This window comes from Rathayibacter oskolensis (assembly GCF_900177245.1).
Taxonomy (GTDB): Bacteria; Actinomycetota; Actinomycetes; order Actinomycetales; family Microbacteriaceae; genus Rathayibacter; species Rathayibacter oskolensis.
Genome location: NZ_FXBM01000001.1, coordinates 126,773 through 141,450, shown reverse-complemented (window position 1 = coordinate 141,450; position 14,678 = coordinate 126,773). Strand labels below are relative to the sequence as shown.

The window sequence follows — 14,678 nt, the reverse complement described above, 5'->3', positions numbered from 1 at the left end:
CAATCGCCCGCGCGGCGCGGATCGACGCGGGCCGGAACGGCGCAATACGACTGGAAGCGGCAGGTCATCGGGCCGAAACGCCGGACGGGTTGACTGGCGGCACACCATAGCCGAGGAGACCGCCATGAGCCCCGAGCCCCACCAGACCCGCACCGACGCACCGGAGGAGACGGCGGTCGTGTCCGGAGTGGTCGTCCCGGGCGACCAGCGCGGCCGGCTCCTCGGCTTCCCGACCGCGAACCTGCCGCTCGACGACGGGGACGGCCGGCACGGAGGCATCACCGACGGCGTCTACGCCGGCACCGTCATCGACGAGACCGACGGCTCCTCGCACCTCGCCGCCGTCTCGGTCGGCCGCCGCGCGAGCTTCTACGGCCGCGACGGCGAGCGCCTCCTCGAGGCGCACCTCCTCGACTTCTCGGGCGACCTCTACGGCCACGCGATCCGCGTCGAGCTGCACGTGAAGCTCCGCCCGCAGCGCCGCTACCGCGGAGCGGAGGCGCTGGTCGAGCAGCTGCAGCGCGACGTCGCCGCGACGCGCACCTGGTCGCGCGAGCGCGACGCCGAGCCGGTGCACCGCGGCCGCCGCGGCCCGGTCCGCTCGCGGCGGATCCTCGACGCCGACGAGACCGAGCGCAGGCGGGCCGCGCGCGAGTCCCACCGGCTCGCGGCCCTCGCCCGCTCGGTCGACGACCTGCTCGACGGCGGGGAGGCGCGCGAGGCGACCCACGAGCTCGTCGCCGAGCGCAGCCGCATCCCGGTCGCCTACCTCCGCTGGGCGTACCCGACCACGCAGGACCTCCTCGCCGCGGCGCGCAGGCCCTTGTAACGCAGGGTTAACGCAACGCGCGACTGGCCGTGCAAAACCCCACATACGTTGGGTATTCGGGCCGGAGGCCCCCTGAGGAGGCACGCGATGGACGACGATTTCGAGCTCGCCGAAGCACTGGGTCGCGCCCGCGAGGGAAGCCAGCGCCGCATCCGCGAACTGCTCCAGAGCAGTCCGCGCCGCGCGCACGCCCTGCTGCGCGCGAGCATCCGCCGCGGCCTCATCACCGAGTCCGACCTGGTCGAGGAGCACGACCTCGTCATGTCGATGATGATGAGCCGCAACTCCATCCGCAGCGCTCTGCAGCAGCTCGGCTCCGAGGGCCTGATCCGTCGCCGGCAGCGCATCGGCACCAACGTCGTCGGCAGCATCTGGGAGCTTCCCCTGCTCTCGCTCCTCCCGACGAGCGGCTGGGTGATGGGCTCGGAGTCGGTCCAGCACCCGGGCGGACTCGAGATGACCTGCGAGGTCACCGACGTCAGCGAGGTGATCGCCCACCGCCACATCCGCGAGCGCCTCGAGCTCGAGGGCGACCGGGTGGTGCTGGCCGAGCAGCTCGTGTCGATCGAGGGCGTGCCCGCCGGGATCATCGTCGGCTACCACCCCCTCGCGGGAGCGACTCCCCCGGGCGTCCGACCCGACCCGCTCGGGCTCGCCGACTCGGTCCGGGTGTTCATCGACTCGGTCCGCGCCGCGCCCGGCAACCAGGTGGAGGCGACGGTCGAGGCGGTCAACGCCGACGAGCGCACCGCGCGCATCCTGGGCCTCAAGGAGGGCGCCGCGATCCTGACCCGCGAGACGCTCGTGCGCGACGCGGCGGGCGTGCCGCAGATCCTCGCCTACGGCCACTACCGCGGCGACCGTGTCGCGCTCTGGGCCGAGGACCCGGACGTGGAGGCGATGCGCTTCACCACCGCTCCCGCCGACCGCGCGACGGACACGGCACCGGCGAATTGACGGCCCCTCCGATCGAAATCCCTGGTCAGGATCTGTTTCCGTTCAGATGACGCGATGCGCAATCAGACGTTGACGGCGACGACGCGGTGCCGAAATACCCACCCGCTGTACTGATCAGGCACCTGTACTGATCAGGCACCTGTACTGATCAGGCACCTGTACTGATCAGGTACCTGTACTGATCAGGCAGCACCTCCCCACCGGTCACGTCTCGAGCGTCGCCCCCAGCGAAAGGAGCCCGAGTGGTCCGCTTCGTCTCACGCCGGCTCGTCCAGGGCCTCGTCACGGTCTTCGGAGTCGTGACGGTCGCCTTCTTCCTCGTCCGCCTGTCGGGCAACCCCGCCGCCCTGCTCCTCGGGCCGGAGGCGTCGCAGGAGGACATCGCGCGCCTCTCGGCGAGCCTCGGCTTCGACCAGCCGCTCCTGTTCCAGTACACCGGCTTCCTCGCGGGGGCGATCACCGGCGACTTCGGCGACTCCCTCCGCCAGGGAACGCCCTCGCTCGAGCTGGTGCTGCAGCGGATGCCCGCCACGCTCCAGCTCGCGCTCACCAGCTTCGTCCTCGGGCTCGCGCTCGCGTTCGTGGTGGTGCTGATCCTGCAGCTGTCGGACTCGTCGCGGCTGCGCAACGCGGTGCTCTGGTTCGCCAGCGCCCGCCAGGCGATCCCGTCGTTCTGGTTCGGCATCCTGCTGGTGATGGTGTTCGCCGTGAGCCTGGGCGTGCTGCCCGCGCTGGGCAACAACTCGCCGCTGTCGATCATCCTGCCGGCGGTGACGATCGCGACCCTCGAGCTCGCGCTCTACATCCGCCTCCTCGACACCGGCTTCGCCGAGCAGTACCGGATGGACTACGTCCGCACCGCCTACGCGAAGGGGCAGCGTCGGAGCGTCGTCATCCTCCGCCACATGCTGCCCAACGCGCTCCTCCCCGTGATCACCGTCGCCGGCCTGAACCTGGGCGCCCTGCTGGGCGGCACGGTGGTCGTCGAGCTGGTCTTCAACTGGCCGGGAGTCGGGCAGCTGCTGATGCAGTCGATCTCGAACCGCGACTACACCGTCGTGCAGTCGGCGATCCTCGTCATCGCGCTGTTCTTCGTCCTCGTCAACTTCCTCGTCGACCTCGTCTACGCGGCACTCGACCCGAGAGTGAGACTGCAGTGAGCCCCGACCCGATCCTGGTGCCGACCCCCGCGTCCGCGCCGACCTCCACCCAGACCCTCGCGATCCAGCGGGTGCGCTGGCTGTTCCGCAGGCCGCAGCCGGGCTCGTCGCGCACGCCGCTGAGCGCCTCCTTCTACGTGGCCACCGGGCTCGTCGTCATCGTCGTGCTGACCATCGTGCTCGTGCCGGTGCTGCCCTTCTTCGACCCCGACACGCAGGATCTGCGCGCCCGCTTCCTCCTGCCGTTCGCCGACCCGGCGCACCTGCTCGGCACCGACGCGCTCGGCCGCGACCTGCTCTCGCGGCTCGCCGTCGCGGGCCGCGTCTCGCTCTCGATCGCGGTGCCGGCCGTCGCGCTGAACCTGCTGATCGGCGTCACCCTCGGGCTCATCGCGGGCTACTTCGGCGGCCGGCTCGACAACGTCATCTCGGCGCTGTCCGACATCCAGCTCGCCATTCCGATCATGCTGCTGCTGATCGCGATCGTCTCGGCGGTCGGCCCGAGCGTGATCACCCTGATCGTGGTCATCGGAGTCGCCAACTGGGTCGGCTACGCTCGCGTCGCCCGGGCGACGGCCTGGTCGCTCCGGGAGCGCGAGTTCATCTGGGCGCCGAAGACCCACGGCGCGACGCACGGCTGGATCCTCCGCAAGCACCTCGTGCCGAACGTCGTCCCCGCCCTCGCCGTGCTGGTGCCCTTCGACCTCGGCGTGATCGTGCTGCTCGAGGCGGCGCTGTCGTTCCTGGGCCTCGGCATCCAGGCGCCCACCCCCAGCTGGGGCGGGATGATCGAGGAGGGACAGACCTACCTCCGCGACAGCCCGATGATCACGATCCTCCCCGGCGTGATGCTGTTCATGCTCGTCGCCGGGCTCCAGTTCATGAGCCAGCGCCTCACCGGCGTCCAGTCGCAGAAGGCGGAGTAGCGCATGTCCCCCGAAGAAGCCGTCCCGGTCCTCAGCGTCCGCGACCTCGTCATCGAGGCCGGCCCGAAGGACGCACCCGTCCGCCTCGTCGACGGCATCGGCTTCGACGTCATGCCCGGAGAGGTCGTCGCGATCGTCGGCGAGTCCGGCTCGGGCAAGTCGATGACGATGCTCTCGACGATGGGCCTCCTGCCCCGCGGGGTGCGGGTGACCCGTGGCGAGATCCTCCTCGGCGGAGTCGACCTGCGCTCGGTCGACGAGGCGGCGCTCCGCTCGATCCGCGGCGGCTCGCTCTCGATGATCTTCCAGGACCCGATGACCTCGCTGAACCCGGTGATGCGCATCGGCACTCAGATCGCCGAGATGATCACGCTGCACGAGAAGGGCCTCTCGAAGGCCGAGGTGCGCGCGAAGTCGCTCCGGCTGCTCGATCTCGTGCACCTGCCCGAGCCCGAGCGGAGGCTGCGGTCGTACCCGCACGAGCTCTCGGGCGGGCAGCGCCAACGCGTCATGATCGCGATGGCCATCGCCCACGAGCCGGGCATGCTCATCGCCGACGAGCCGACGACCGCGCTCGACGTCACCGTGCAGGCCCAGGTGATGGGCGTGCTGCAGGAGGTGCGCGAGCGCCTCCGATCCTCGCTCGTCCTCGTCACCCACGACCTCGGGCTCGTCGCCGAGAACGCCGACCGGGTGCTCGTCATGCACCAGGGCCGCATCGTCGAGAGCGGCACGACGCTCGACATCTTCCGCGACCCGCAGGACGACTACACGAAGCGACTGCTCGCGAGCATCCTCCCTGTCACGGGCACGGAGGCACGGGCCGTCGCCCCCGTCGTCACCGGGGTCGACCACCCGCACGCCGAGGCCGTCGTCGAGGTGTCGGAGGTGCGCGTCCACTTCCCGCAGCGCGGCGCCTGGGGCCGCTCGGCGGAGCCGTTCCGCGCGGTCGACGGCGTCTCGTTCCGGCTCGAGGCCGGCCGGACCCTCGGGCTGGTCGGCGAGTCGGGCTGCGGCAAGTCGACCCTCGTCCGCACGATCCTGGGCATGCAGAAGCCGACGTCGGGCTCGATCAGCTACCGCGGGACCGTCGTCTCCGAGCTGAGCGACCGCGCTCGCAGGCCGCTGCGCTCCTCGATCCAGGCGGTGTTCCAGGACCCGTACTCCTCCCTCGACCCGCGGCTCACGGTGCACGAGATCGTGGCCGAGCCGCTCAGGATCAACCGCGTCTACTCCGCGGCCCGCGTGGCCGAGGTGCTCGACCAGGTCGGCCTCAGCCGCGAGATGGCGGGCCGCCGCCCGTCCGACTTCTCGGGCGGACAGCGCCAGCGGATCGGCATCGCCAGAGCCCTGGCGCTCAAGCCCGACGTGCTCGTGCTCGACGAGCCCACCTCGGCCCTCGACGTGTCGATCCAGGCCCAGGTGATGGCTCTGCTCACCGAGCTGCAGTCGGAGCTCGGCCTCGCCTACCTCTTCGTCTCGCACGACCTCTCCGTCGTCCGCGCCCTCGCCGACGACGTGGCGGTCATGCACCGCGGCGTCTTCGTCGAGACGGGGCCGACCGCCTCGGTCTTCGACTCCCCGCAGCACGACTACACGCGCTCCCTTCTCGCCTCCGCCCCCGTTCCCGACCCGACCCGCCGCCGGCGCACCCTCCCCGCCGCCGCCTGACCCACCACAGCACCGACCCACCGCAGCACCGACCCACCGCAGCACCGCAGCACCCAGCTCCGCCTTCACGACCCTCCCGCGCGTCCCCGCGCCGGTCGGGTGCCGCCCCCGCGCGCCCGCCCCTCGACGAAAGGCACTCCCCCATGCTCCGACGCACCCGGCTCTCGGCCGCGGCGGCCTCCGCCGCCGCCGTCGCACTCCTGCTCACCGCCTGCAGCGGCGACGCCTCCTCGAGCGAGGGCGGCGCGACGAAGGACTCGATCGTCGTCGCCCAGCCGAGCGACCTCGCCAACGCCGACCCCGTGATCGACAACGGGCTCTACAGCACCAACATCTTCCACGCGGTCTACGACCAGCTCACCACCGTCGACGGCGAGGGCGAGCTGCAGCCGCGGCTCGCGACCGAGTGGACCGCGAGCGAGGACGCGAAGACCTGGACCTTCACCATCCGCGACGACGCCACCTTCACCGACGGCACGCCGGTCACCGCGGAGGACGTGCGCTTCAGCTTCCAGGCGGTCATCGACTCCCCCGACTCGCTGAACAAGATCTACACGAACAACATCGCGAGCATGGAGGTGACCAGCGACACCGAGATCACCTTCCAGCTCACGGCCGGCGACTCCGTCTTCACGCGCCGGGTCTACTACATCTCGATCGTCCCGGAGGCGTACTACACCGAGGTCGGCTCCGCCGGCTTCGCCGAGGCGCCGATCGGCTCGGGCCCCTACACCTTCGAGAGCTGGACGCCCGGAGTGTCGACCGAGCTCGCCGCGAACCCCGACTACTGGGGCGGCGAGCCGGCGATCGCGAACGTCACGGTCGAGCCCATCGCCGACGCCGACGCCCGCCTGAACGGCCTGCTCTCGGGTGACATCGACCTCACCGCGATCACCCCCGCGCAGGTCGCCTCGGTCGACGGCTCCGGCTACACGGTCGCCGAGAGCCAGTCGAACCAGCTGATCTACGTCGGCTTCAACGAGACCTCGGGCGGCCCGCTCGCGAACGAGGACCTCCGGAACGCGATCAGCATGGCGATCGACCGCGAGACCATCATCGAGACCATCCACGACGGCTACGCGACCGTCGCGAACGCCTCCTCGGTCGCCCCGAACGTGAACGGCTTCGACGACGAGCTGCCCGACCTCGAGTACGACCCGGATGCGGCCGCCGAGCTGGTCGAGTCCTCCGGCTACGACGGCAGCGCGATCACCTTCCAGTACCCCACGGGCGGCAACGTGCCGAACTCGGCCGAGGTCGCGCAGGCGATCGCCTCGCAGCTCGCCGAGGTCGGCATCACCGTCGAGCTCGAGGGAGTGGAGTACGCCTCGTACGTGCTGCTCACCTCGTCGAAGTCGCACCCCGGGATGTACATCACCCAGTTCTCGCCGTCGATGATGGACGCCTCCACCACGCTGAACTACCTCTACGGCCCGACGGGCTACGCCATCTTCTCCGACCCCGATGTCGACGCGCTGATCGTGGAGGCGAACGCCACGGTCGACGTCGACGCCCGCAACGACGTCATCGCCGAGATCTGGCAGCTGAACGCCGAGCGCACCCACCTCGCGAACATCGACTACACCGTCGGCACCTACGGAGTGGCCCCCGGGCTCGACTGGACTCCGCGCGCCGACGGTCACGTCGACTGGCGCGAGGCGAGCTGGGAATGAGGGGGGCCGCGCATGTACCTCGCTGACGACACCGGAGCGACCCACGACTTCATCTGGATGGTCAAGAACGCGGTGGTGCCCCGGCCGATCGCCTGGGTCGGCACCGAGAGCGCCGAAGGAGTGGGCAACCTCGCCCCCTTCTCGTACTTCACGCTCGTGACGATGGACCCGCCCACCCTGATGATCTCGTTCACCGGCGAGAAGGACTCGCACGACAACATCGCCGCGACGGGCGAGTTCGTGGTCAACCTCGTCACCGACGGGCAGGCCGAGGTCCAGACCGCGACGGCCGCGATCACGCCTCCGTCGGTCGACGAGGCGGCGCTGCTGGGGCTCGAGCTGCTCGACTCCACGCGGGTCCGCCCGAAGCGGCTCGCGATGGCGAAGGTCGCGCTCGAGTGCGTGCTGCTGCGCGAGACCGAGGTGTACGACGCGCACGTCGTGTTCGCTCAGGTGCTCGCGGTGCACGCCGACGACGGGATCCTCGACGGGAGCGGTCGCATCGACATCGCGAAGTACCGCCCGGTCGCCCGCCTCGGCGGCTCGCTCTACACGACGGTCACGAGCGACTACAAGCACCCCGTGCCCGTGGCGACGGAGGAGTGGCTCGCGTCCCAGCCCGGCGGTGCGGTGGCCGCGCCCGTCGACCCCGACGAGCTCGCCGCGGCCGCGGCCTGGTCGCGCGAGCAGGCGGCCGCCGCGGTCTGACCCGCGCGCCCTGCCGGCCTCCCAGCCGGCCGGTAGCGGATCTCGAAATGCCCACTGCGCGGCTGCTCGATCAGCAGGCATCAGGCACACCCTGGCGCTTGCTGGTCGAGTAGCCGCGCAGCGGCGTATCAAGACCCACCTTCCTACGAACGTCAGAACGGTGGCAGCTCGTCATCGAAGCGTGGCCCGGGTGGTCGCCCGGGGAGTGGCGGCGGGCTCGTGGTGACCCGGCGTCCCGTGGGGGTGGACCACTCCGCGGTGCCGTCAGGTCGGAGGAGGTAGGTCCAGCGGTCGCCGTGGCGGACGTGGTGATGGGCGGTGCACAGCGACGCGAGGTTCTCGAGGCGGGTCTCGCCGCCGTTGCGCCACTCGAGAGTGTGGTCGGCCTCCGCCGTGGACCCTGACCGGGTGCAGCCGGGGAAGCGGCAGGTCTGATCCCGCAGCTGCAGGTGCAGGCGCATGCGTGGCGGAGGGACGCGGTGGGTGCGTCCGACGGAGGCGACCCTCCCGGTGTCCGGATCGGTCAGGACCCGGGTGAAGGACGCGCCGATACCGACCAGGTCGCGGGCGACGTCGGCGGGGATCAGGCCGTAGCCGTCGAGATCCGCCGGGGTGTCGTCCAGACCCGCAGCAGTGCTCGCGGGCAGTGTGATCCGCACTTCCGCGCGCACTCCGGGGACGAACGTCGCGGTGAGGTCCTTCCCGCCGCTGACCGGAGTCGTTCCGGCGACATCGCCGTCGCAGAGCAGGTCGGCCAGCGCATCCGCCCGCAGCTGCGCGAGCGTCCGCTCATCACCGCCATCGCCTTCGGTGCCCTCGCGCAGCGTCCGGGCGATGCGGTCGATCCGATCGAACGCGCCCATCGCCACCGGCGCGGGCAGCAGCGCACTGAGGGTCGCCATCCCGTCGATCTCCGGGCTGACCCACACCGTGCGATCTTGACGGGCGCGCGCATGCCGCTGCACGAGCGGTTCCTCGTGCAGCTGGTCCCGCATCCGGCCCACGGCCTTGCGCAGCTGCGTCGGAGTCATCACCAGCGCCGCCTCCGCCGCCCGCGCATCCAACGCACCCCGCGACGCGGCCGGAAGGGTGCTCGCCGCGGCGCAGATCACCTCGGACGCCTCCCACAGGATCCGCGCGTCCCGGAGGGCCGCCCGCGTGCACGGCAGGTCCTCCATCAGCAGCTGCGCATGCTCGAGCACCCGACACGCGGCCGGCTCGGACATCCCCAACGCCACCGCGAACTCCGCCCGGATCGACCGCTCCACCAGATCGCCCGCCTCGCTGCGGGAGAGCCGGGCGCCGCGAGCGAACGACTCCGGAACAGCGAGCGCCGCGAGGTAGGCCGCATGCAGCGCCGCGGCCCGCGCGAGCAGCATCTGCGCCGACGAGCGACCCAACTGCGCCGCAAGATCAGCGAGCCCACCGACCGCGCCGAGTGTCCCCTCCGCTGCTTGGATCTCACCCGCATCTCTCATACCAGTATTGAACCAGCGACCACCGACACCAGACCCGCCGCGCCCACCGAACCCGACAACCCGACCCTCATCCAGCCCTGTGGAGGAACGACCTCCGCTGCACCCATCCGGCTCCCCCTCGCGGCGGATACGGCAGCGAGCGCCGACCGGCGGCTACCCGCCGCCAGCGCGTCCCCGGCGAATTCGCGAGCGCGACCGAGCAGAACCCCTGGTCAGGCCCCGATCCCGCCACCGCTCTCGCGCGCAATCAGATCGGCACCCCGTGGCTCCCCCGGCGAAATCTGCGCCCTGTGGAATGGCCTCCAGAGCGCAAGCACGGCAGCACCGCGTCCGCGCACGACTGAAGAAGGAGCCCGAACGCATGGTCACCCCGTTCCACCTCGCCTGGTTCACCCCGTTCAAGACCCCCGCGTGGAAGAGCCCCTGGGCCGCCGACACCCCGATGACCTGGCTCAACGGCGACTACTACATCGACATGGCGCGGCAGCTCGAGCGGGCCGGCTTCGACTTCATGATGTTCGAGGACTCGACGCTCGTGTCGGACACCTACGGCGGCACGACCGAGAACGACCTCAAGCACGGACTGCACTCGCCCAAGGGCGACCCCGTGCCGCTGCTCCCCGTGCTCGCGCAGCACACCTCGAAGATGGGCTTCATCGCGACGATGTCGACCAGCTTCTACCCGCCGTTCATCCTCGCCCGCACCATGGCGACGATGGACCACCTGACCAAGGGGCGCGTCGGCTGGAACATCGTCACCTCCTCCGAGGACCTCGCCGGCCAGAACTACGGCCTCGACCATCTGCTCCCGCACGACGAGCGCTACGCGATGGCCGAGGAGTACGTCAGCGTCGTGAAGGCGCTCTGGGACTCGTGGGAGCCCGGCGCGATCATCGCCGACCGCGAGACCGGCGTCCTCGCCGACCACACGAAGGTGCACCCCATCCACCACGAGGGCAAGTACTTCAAGGTGCGCGGGCCGCTCAACCTCCCGGCCGGCCCGCAGGGGCACCCCGTTCTCTGCCAGGCGGGCGGCTCCCCCGCCGGTCGCGACTTCGCCGCCAAGCACTCGAACGTGCTGCTCTCGCAGCCCAGCGGAGTGGAGGGGATGAAGGAGTACCGCGACGACATCCGCGCCCGCGCCGCCGCCCACGGCCGCAACCCGGACGACGTGAAGGTGATGTACATCATCCAGCCCGTGCTCGGCGAGACGCAGGCCGACGCGGACGAGCTCGCGCGCCGCCGCTACGAGCTCACCCAGGACCAGATCGAGACGGTCCTCGGCATCATGTCGATCACCACCGAGGTCGACTTCAAGCAGTTCGACCTCGATCAGCCGCTGCCCGACGACGTCTCGACCAACGGGCACCAGTCGGGGCTCGCGTCGTTCAAGAAGCGGGCGGCGGGCAAGACGATCCGCGAGGCGCTGATGGGCCAGTCCTCCGAGTCCGTGAAGCTCGTCGGCACCCCCGATTCGGTCGCCGAGCAGATGGAGGAGGTCGTCGACTTCGTCGGAGGCGACGGGTTCCTCGTCCGCGGCGAGCCGGTCCGCACGCACTCGCGCCGCTACATCGACGAGATCGCGAGCGGGCTCGCCCCGGCGCTGCGCCGTCGCGGCCTCATCCGCACCTCCTACGACGAGCCCACCTTCAAGGCGAACCTGGCGGCGTTCTGATGGGCGGCGGCGTCGCCCCGTTCCACCTCGGCTGGTTCCTCAACGGCACCTCGGTGCCGGCCTGGGGGCAGGAGTTCTCGGGCGCGATCGGCACGCAGTGGCAGCAGGCCGAGATCTTCGTCGATCTCGCGCGGGCGATGGAGCGGGCGCGCTTCGACTACGTGCTGATCGAGGACAACACGTTCGTCGGCGATCGCTACGGCGACTCGATGGAGCTGTACCTCAAGCACGCGTTCCAGACGCCGCGGCAGGATCCGATGGTCACCGCGACCCTGCTCGCGCAGGCGACCCAGCACCTCGGGATCGTCGCGACAGCGGGCACCTTCGCCTACCACCCCTACATGCTCGCGCGGCTCTCCGCGTCGATCGACCAGCTCTCGGGCGGCCGGATGGGCGTGAACGTGGTGACCGGCACCTCCGATCGGGCGCTGCAGAACTACGGGTTCGACGGGATGGACGAGCACGACTCGCGCTACGACGTCGCCGAGGACTTCCTGAAGGCGGCCATCGCCCTCTGGGACACCTGGGACCCGGACTCCGTGGTCGCCGACTCCGAGACCGGTTACTGGGCCGACCACACGAAGGTGCGGCGGGCCGACTACCGGGGCAGCCACTACTCCACCCGCGGGCCCCTGAACACCGGGCCCCTCCCCCAGGGCCGGCCGGTGATCTCGCAGGCCGGAGGATCGCCCCGCGGCATCGCCTTCGCCGCGAAGTACGCCGACACCATCGTCGCGATCCACGCGACGGCCGAGTCGATGAAGACCTACCGCGACAAGGTGCGCGCCGCCGCGCTCTCGTTCGGCCGCGACCCCGACGACATCAAGGTGCTCTTCGGCGTCGGCCCCATCGTCGGGTCGACGCAGGTGGAGGCGGACGAGCGGGTGCGCCTGCGCCGCGACGACATCGCCGAGAACATCGAGGTGCACCTGGCCGCGATGGCGAAGTCGACCGACATCGACTTCGCGCAGGTCCCGCTCGACGTGCCGCTCGGCTCCCTCGAGCTGCAGACGAACGGCACCCAGCAGCTCAGCGACTTCGTCTCGCGCAACGCGACCAAGACGCTCCGGGAGGCGGTCGTCTCGCGCGGAGTCGGCAACGGCCCCGTCATCGCCGGCACTCCCGAGTCGGTGGCCGACCAGATGGAGGAGATGATGCGCGTCGCCGGCGGCGACGGCTTCCTCATCTCGACGAGCGGCGTCACCCGCCGCTTCATCGCCGAGATCTGCGACGGCCTCGTCCCGGAGCTGCAGCGGCGCGGCCTCACGCGGCGCGAGTACTCGTTCGACCAGCTGCGCGACAACCTGCTCGAGTTCTGAGACATCCCACCCGTACCCAAGGAGAGAGACCATGCGCGGATACGTCGACACCGACTGGGGTCAGCTGCACTACCGCAGGAGCGGCTCGGGAGGCCCGGCGATCGTGCTGCTGCACGAGTCGCCCCGCACCTCCGCCGTCTACGAGCCCGTGATGGAGGCGCTCGGCGAGCACACGACGACCCTCGCCTTCGACACCCCCGGCTTCGGTCAGAGCGACTCGGCCCCCGCCGGGCAGCCGCTCGCCGAGTACGCGCGGATCCTCGTGCAGGCGCTCGATGCGCTGGGGGTCGGCGAGTTCGTGCCCGTGGGCATGAAGACCGGCAGCTCGCTCGCGACGGCGATCGCCGTGTCGCTGCTGGGCACCGGACGGGTGCAGCGGGCTGTGCTCTACGCCCTCGAGGAGCCCGACGAGGAGTCGACCGAGTTCTGGGCCGAGAACTGGGCTCCCGAGCTGCCGGTCACCGCCGACGGCTCGGTGCTGCAGTACCTGTGGGAGAAGAACGTCGGCCTCTACGGCACCGACGACCCGCGGGCGCTCCTGGGCTGCGTCGCCGACACCCTCGGCAATCTCGAGCGCTACAACTCGATCTACCCCGCGGTGTTCCGCGGGCGGGCGAAGACCTGGGCCGACAACCTCGCGCTGGTCGAGGCGGGCGTCGAGCTCACCGTGCTGCGCCCGCCGTGGGCGCGGATGACCCTCGACATCCCGATCGAGTTCACCGACATGCCCGGCACCCGCGTCGTCGAGATGCCGGTGAGCGGACAGTTCCCGAGGCGCGCCCCTCGAGAGTTCACCGCCGCCGTGCTCGAGGCGGTCGGCACCCGGGTGCCGGCGTGAGGTCGTGACCGCCGGCACTGCCGTCCGGGAGGCGCCGCCGTCGCTCCGCGGTGCCCGCTGGCCCCTCGCGGGGCTGATGATCGCGCAGTTCGTCGCCGGCCTGTCGGCCACGATCGTCGCGACCAGCGTCCCGACCGTCATGCGGTCGCTGGAGGGAGCCGCCGGCCTCTCGACCTGGCTCGTCGCCGCCACGATCCTCGGCAACACCGCGACGACTCCGCTCTGGGGCCGCCTCGCCGATCTGGTGGCGCCGAAGCGGATCCTGCAGTGCGCCATCGGCCTCTTCATCGCCGGATCGGTGCTCGCCGCCCTCGCCCCGACCACCGCCGTGCTGCTGACCGGCCGCGCCGTGCAGGGCGTGGGCCTCGGAGGCACCGCCGCCGTGTCGATCGCGGCCGTCGCCCTGCTCGTCCCGCAGCGCGAGCGCGGCCGCGTGAACGGCTCGCTGCAGGCGCTGCAGACCTCGGCGACCATCCTCGGCCCGATCGTCGGAGGCGTCGTGGTGCAGTCGCTCGGCTGGCGCTGGTGCTTCGTCGTCGCGCTGCCGCTCGCCGTCGCCTCCTTCGCGGTGCTGACCGCGACCCTGCACGTGCGCCTCCCCGTCGCCGCGCGCGGCGGGCGGACCGACTACGCCGGCGCGCTGCTGATCGCGACGGGGATCCCCTCGGCGCTGATCGCGCTGACCCTCGTCGGCGAGGGCGCGACGGGCGTGGCCTTCACGGCGTTCGGGTCGTTCGGGCTGCTCGCCCTGATCGCCCTCGTGATCGTCGAGCTCCGGGTGGCCGCGCCGATCATCCCGCTGCGCCTGCTGGCGTCGCGCGTGCCGCTGGTGTGCGCGGTGGCCGCCGTGCTGCTCGGTTCGACGCTCTTCGGAGGCTCGGTCTTCGTCACGCAGTACCTCCAGATCGGGCTCGGCATCGATCCCGCGCCGGCCGGTCTGCTGCTGGCGCCGATGGCGGTCGGCGCGGTGATCGCCTCCTTCGCCGCCGGCCGGGCGATCACGAGGCGCGGGCGTGTGAAGGGCGTGCTGCTCCTCGCGGCGGCGGCCATGCTCGTCGGCAACGCCGCCCTCGCCCTGGCGCCCCTCGCTCCGCTGCCCCTCGCGCTGACCGGCGCCCTGCTGCTCTCGGCCGGCCTCGGCATGTCGCTGCAGAACCTCGTCCTCGCGGCGCAGACCGTGGCGCCTCCGGGGCGGACCGGCTCGGTGAGCGCGGCGATCGTGTTCTTCTTCACGCTCGGCGGCACCGTCGGGCTGGTGGGGTACGGAGCGGCGCTGTCGGCGCGGATCGGAGTGCTGACGCAGGCCGGGGCGACGGAGGCGGAGGCGTACGCGCTCGGGCTGCCGCTGGTGTTCGCGCTGTCGGCGGCGGCGGCGGCAGTGGCGCTCGGGGCGCTGGTGATGCTGCCGACGGTGCGGTTGCGCAACGGCGCCTGAACGCGCTGA

General features: G+C 71.3%; 12 protein-coding genes. 11 read left to right on the top strand and 1 reads right to left on the bottom strand.

Translation table 11 applies throughout. The features are described 5' to 3' along the window. Window positions 1-124 precede the first annotated feature (124 nt). The 7 genes from B9Y99_RS00695 (at window position 125) to B9Y99_RS00665 (ending at window position 7,924) form a co-directional block, all read left to right on the top strand. Window positions 125-829, top strand: coding sequence for a riboflavin kinase (locus tag B9Y99_RS00695; protein ID WP_085474702.1), 705 nt, complete (start codon window positions 125-127; stop codon window positions 827-829). Between the two features lie 87 nt (window positions 830-916). Next, window positions 917-1,786, top strand: a complete 870-nt coding sequence (locus B9Y99_RS00690; protein ID WP_085474701.1) for a GntR family transcriptional regulator — start codon at window positions 917-919, stop codon at window positions 1,784-1,786. Window positions 1,787-2,028: 242 nt separating this feature from the next. After that, window positions 2,029-2,946, top strand: coding sequence for an ABC transporter permease (locus B9Y99_RS00685; RefSeq protein ID WP_085474700.1), 918 nt, complete (start codon window positions 2,029-2,031; stop codon window positions 2,944-2,946). Next, a complete protein-coding gene (locus B9Y99_RS00680) occupies window positions 2,943-3,872 on the top strand; it encodes an ABC transporter permease (protein ID WP_085474699.1) in 930 nt (309 codons plus the stop codon). The genes B9Y99_RS00685 and B9Y99_RS00680 overlap by 4 nt, the downstream gene beginning before the upstream one ends. Before the next feature lie 3 nt (window positions 3,873-3,875). Beyond that, window positions 3,876-5,543, top strand: coding sequence for an ABC transporter ATP-binding protein (locus tag B9Y99_RS00675; RefSeq protein ID WP_085474698.1), 1,668 nt, complete (start codon window positions 3,876-3,878; stop codon window positions 5,541-5,543). Between the two features lie 143 nt (window positions 5,544-5,686). Further along, window positions 5,687-7,216, top strand: coding sequence for an ABC transporter substrate-binding protein (locus B9Y99_RS00670; protein WP_085474697.1), 1,530 nt, complete (start codon window positions 5,687-5,689; stop codon window positions 7,214-7,216). Window positions 7,217-7,228: 12 nt separating this feature from the next. Beyond that, complete coding sequence (locus B9Y99_RS00665; RefSeq protein ID WP_085474696.1) at window positions 7,229-7,924, top strand: flavin reductase family protein; 696 nt, start codon at window positions 7,229-7,231, stop codon at window positions 7,922-7,924. A 152-nt stretch (window positions 7,925-8,076) separates the two neighbouring features. Here the strand turns inward: B9Y99_RS00665 and B9Y99_RS00660 are convergent, their stop codons facing one another. Further along, a complete protein-coding gene (locus B9Y99_RS00660) occupies window positions 8,077-9,402 on the bottom strand; it encodes an HNH endonuclease signature motif containing protein (protein WP_085474695.1) in 1,326 nt (441 codons plus the stop codon). A 361-nt stretch (window positions 9,403-9,763) separates the two neighbouring features. Here B9Y99_RS00660 and B9Y99_RS00655 point away from each other — a divergent pair, with 361 nt between their 5' ends. From B9Y99_RS00655 to B9Y99_RS00640, 4 genes are read left to right on the top strand one after another with little or no spacing between them, the layout of a single operon-like run. Further along, on the top strand, window positions 9,764-11,077 hold the full coding sequence (locus tag B9Y99_RS00655; protein WP_085474694.1) for an NtaA/DmoA family FMN-dependent monooxygenase: 1,314 nt from the start codon (window positions 9,764-9,766) through the stop codon (window positions 11,075-11,077). After that, window positions 11,077-12,396 carry an NtaA/DmoA family FMN-dependent monooxygenase gene (locus tag B9Y99_RS00650; protein WP_085474693.1) on the top strand — a complete coding sequence of 440 codons (1,320 nt, stop codon included), beginning with the start codon at window positions 11,077-11,079 and terminating at the stop codon, window positions 12,394-12,396. Before B9Y99_RS00655 ends, B9Y99_RS00650 begins: the two co-directional genes overlap by 1 nt. A 31-nt stretch (window positions 12,397-12,427) precedes the next feature. Continuing rightward, window positions 12,428-13,234: an alpha/beta fold hydrolase gene (locus B9Y99_RS00645; protein WP_085474692.1), complete on the top strand. Its 807-nt coding sequence runs from the start codon at window positions 12,428-12,430 to the stop codon at window positions 13,232-13,234. Between the two features lie 4 nt (window positions 13,235-13,238). Then, complete coding sequence (locus B9Y99_RS00640; protein ID WP_085474691.1) at window positions 13,239-14,669, top strand: MFS transporter; 1,431 nt, start codon at window positions 13,239-13,241, stop codon at window positions 14,667-14,669. The last annotated feature ends 9 nt before the right edge of the window (window positions 14,670-14,678 follow it).

Excerpts from the sequence above, each read along its gene's own strand:
- B9Y99_RS00675 (WP_085474698.1), top strand. The coding sequence starts at position 3,876 with ATGTCCCCCGAAGAAGCCGTCCCGGTCCTCAGCGTCCGCGACCTCGTC.
- B9Y99_RS00695 (WP_085474702.1), top strand. The coding sequence starts at position 125 with ATGAGCCCCGAGCCCCACCAGACCCGCACCGACGCACCGGAGGAGACG.
- B9Y99_RS00670 (WP_085474697.1), top strand. The coding sequence starts at position 5,687 with ATGCTCCGACGCACCCGGCTCTCGGCCGCGGCGGCCTCCGCCGCCGCC.
- B9Y99_RS00655 (WP_085474694.1), top strand. The coding sequence starts at position 9,764 with ATGGTCACCCCGTTCCACCTCGCCTGGTTCACCCCGTTCAAGACCCCC.
- B9Y99_RS00690 (WP_085474701.1), top strand. The coding sequence starts at position 917 with ATGGACGACGATTTCGAGCTCGCCGAAGCACTGGGTCGCGCCCGCGAG.
- B9Y99_RS00645 (WP_085474692.1), top strand. The coding sequence starts at position 12,428 with ATGCGCGGATACGTCGACACCGACTGGGGTCAGCTGCACTACCGCAGG.
- B9Y99_RS00665 (WP_085474696.1), top strand. The coding sequence starts at position 7,229 with ATGTACCTCGCTGACGACACCGGAGCGACCCACGACTTCATCTGGATG.
- B9Y99_RS00650 (WP_085474693.1), top strand. The coding sequence starts at position 11,077 with ATGGGCGGCGGCGTCGCCCCGTTCCACCTCGGCTGGTTCCTCAACGGC.
- B9Y99_RS00660 (WP_085474695.1), bottom strand. The coding sequence starts at position 9,402 with ATGAGAGATGCGGGTGAGATCCAAGCAGCGGAGGGGACACTCGGCGCG.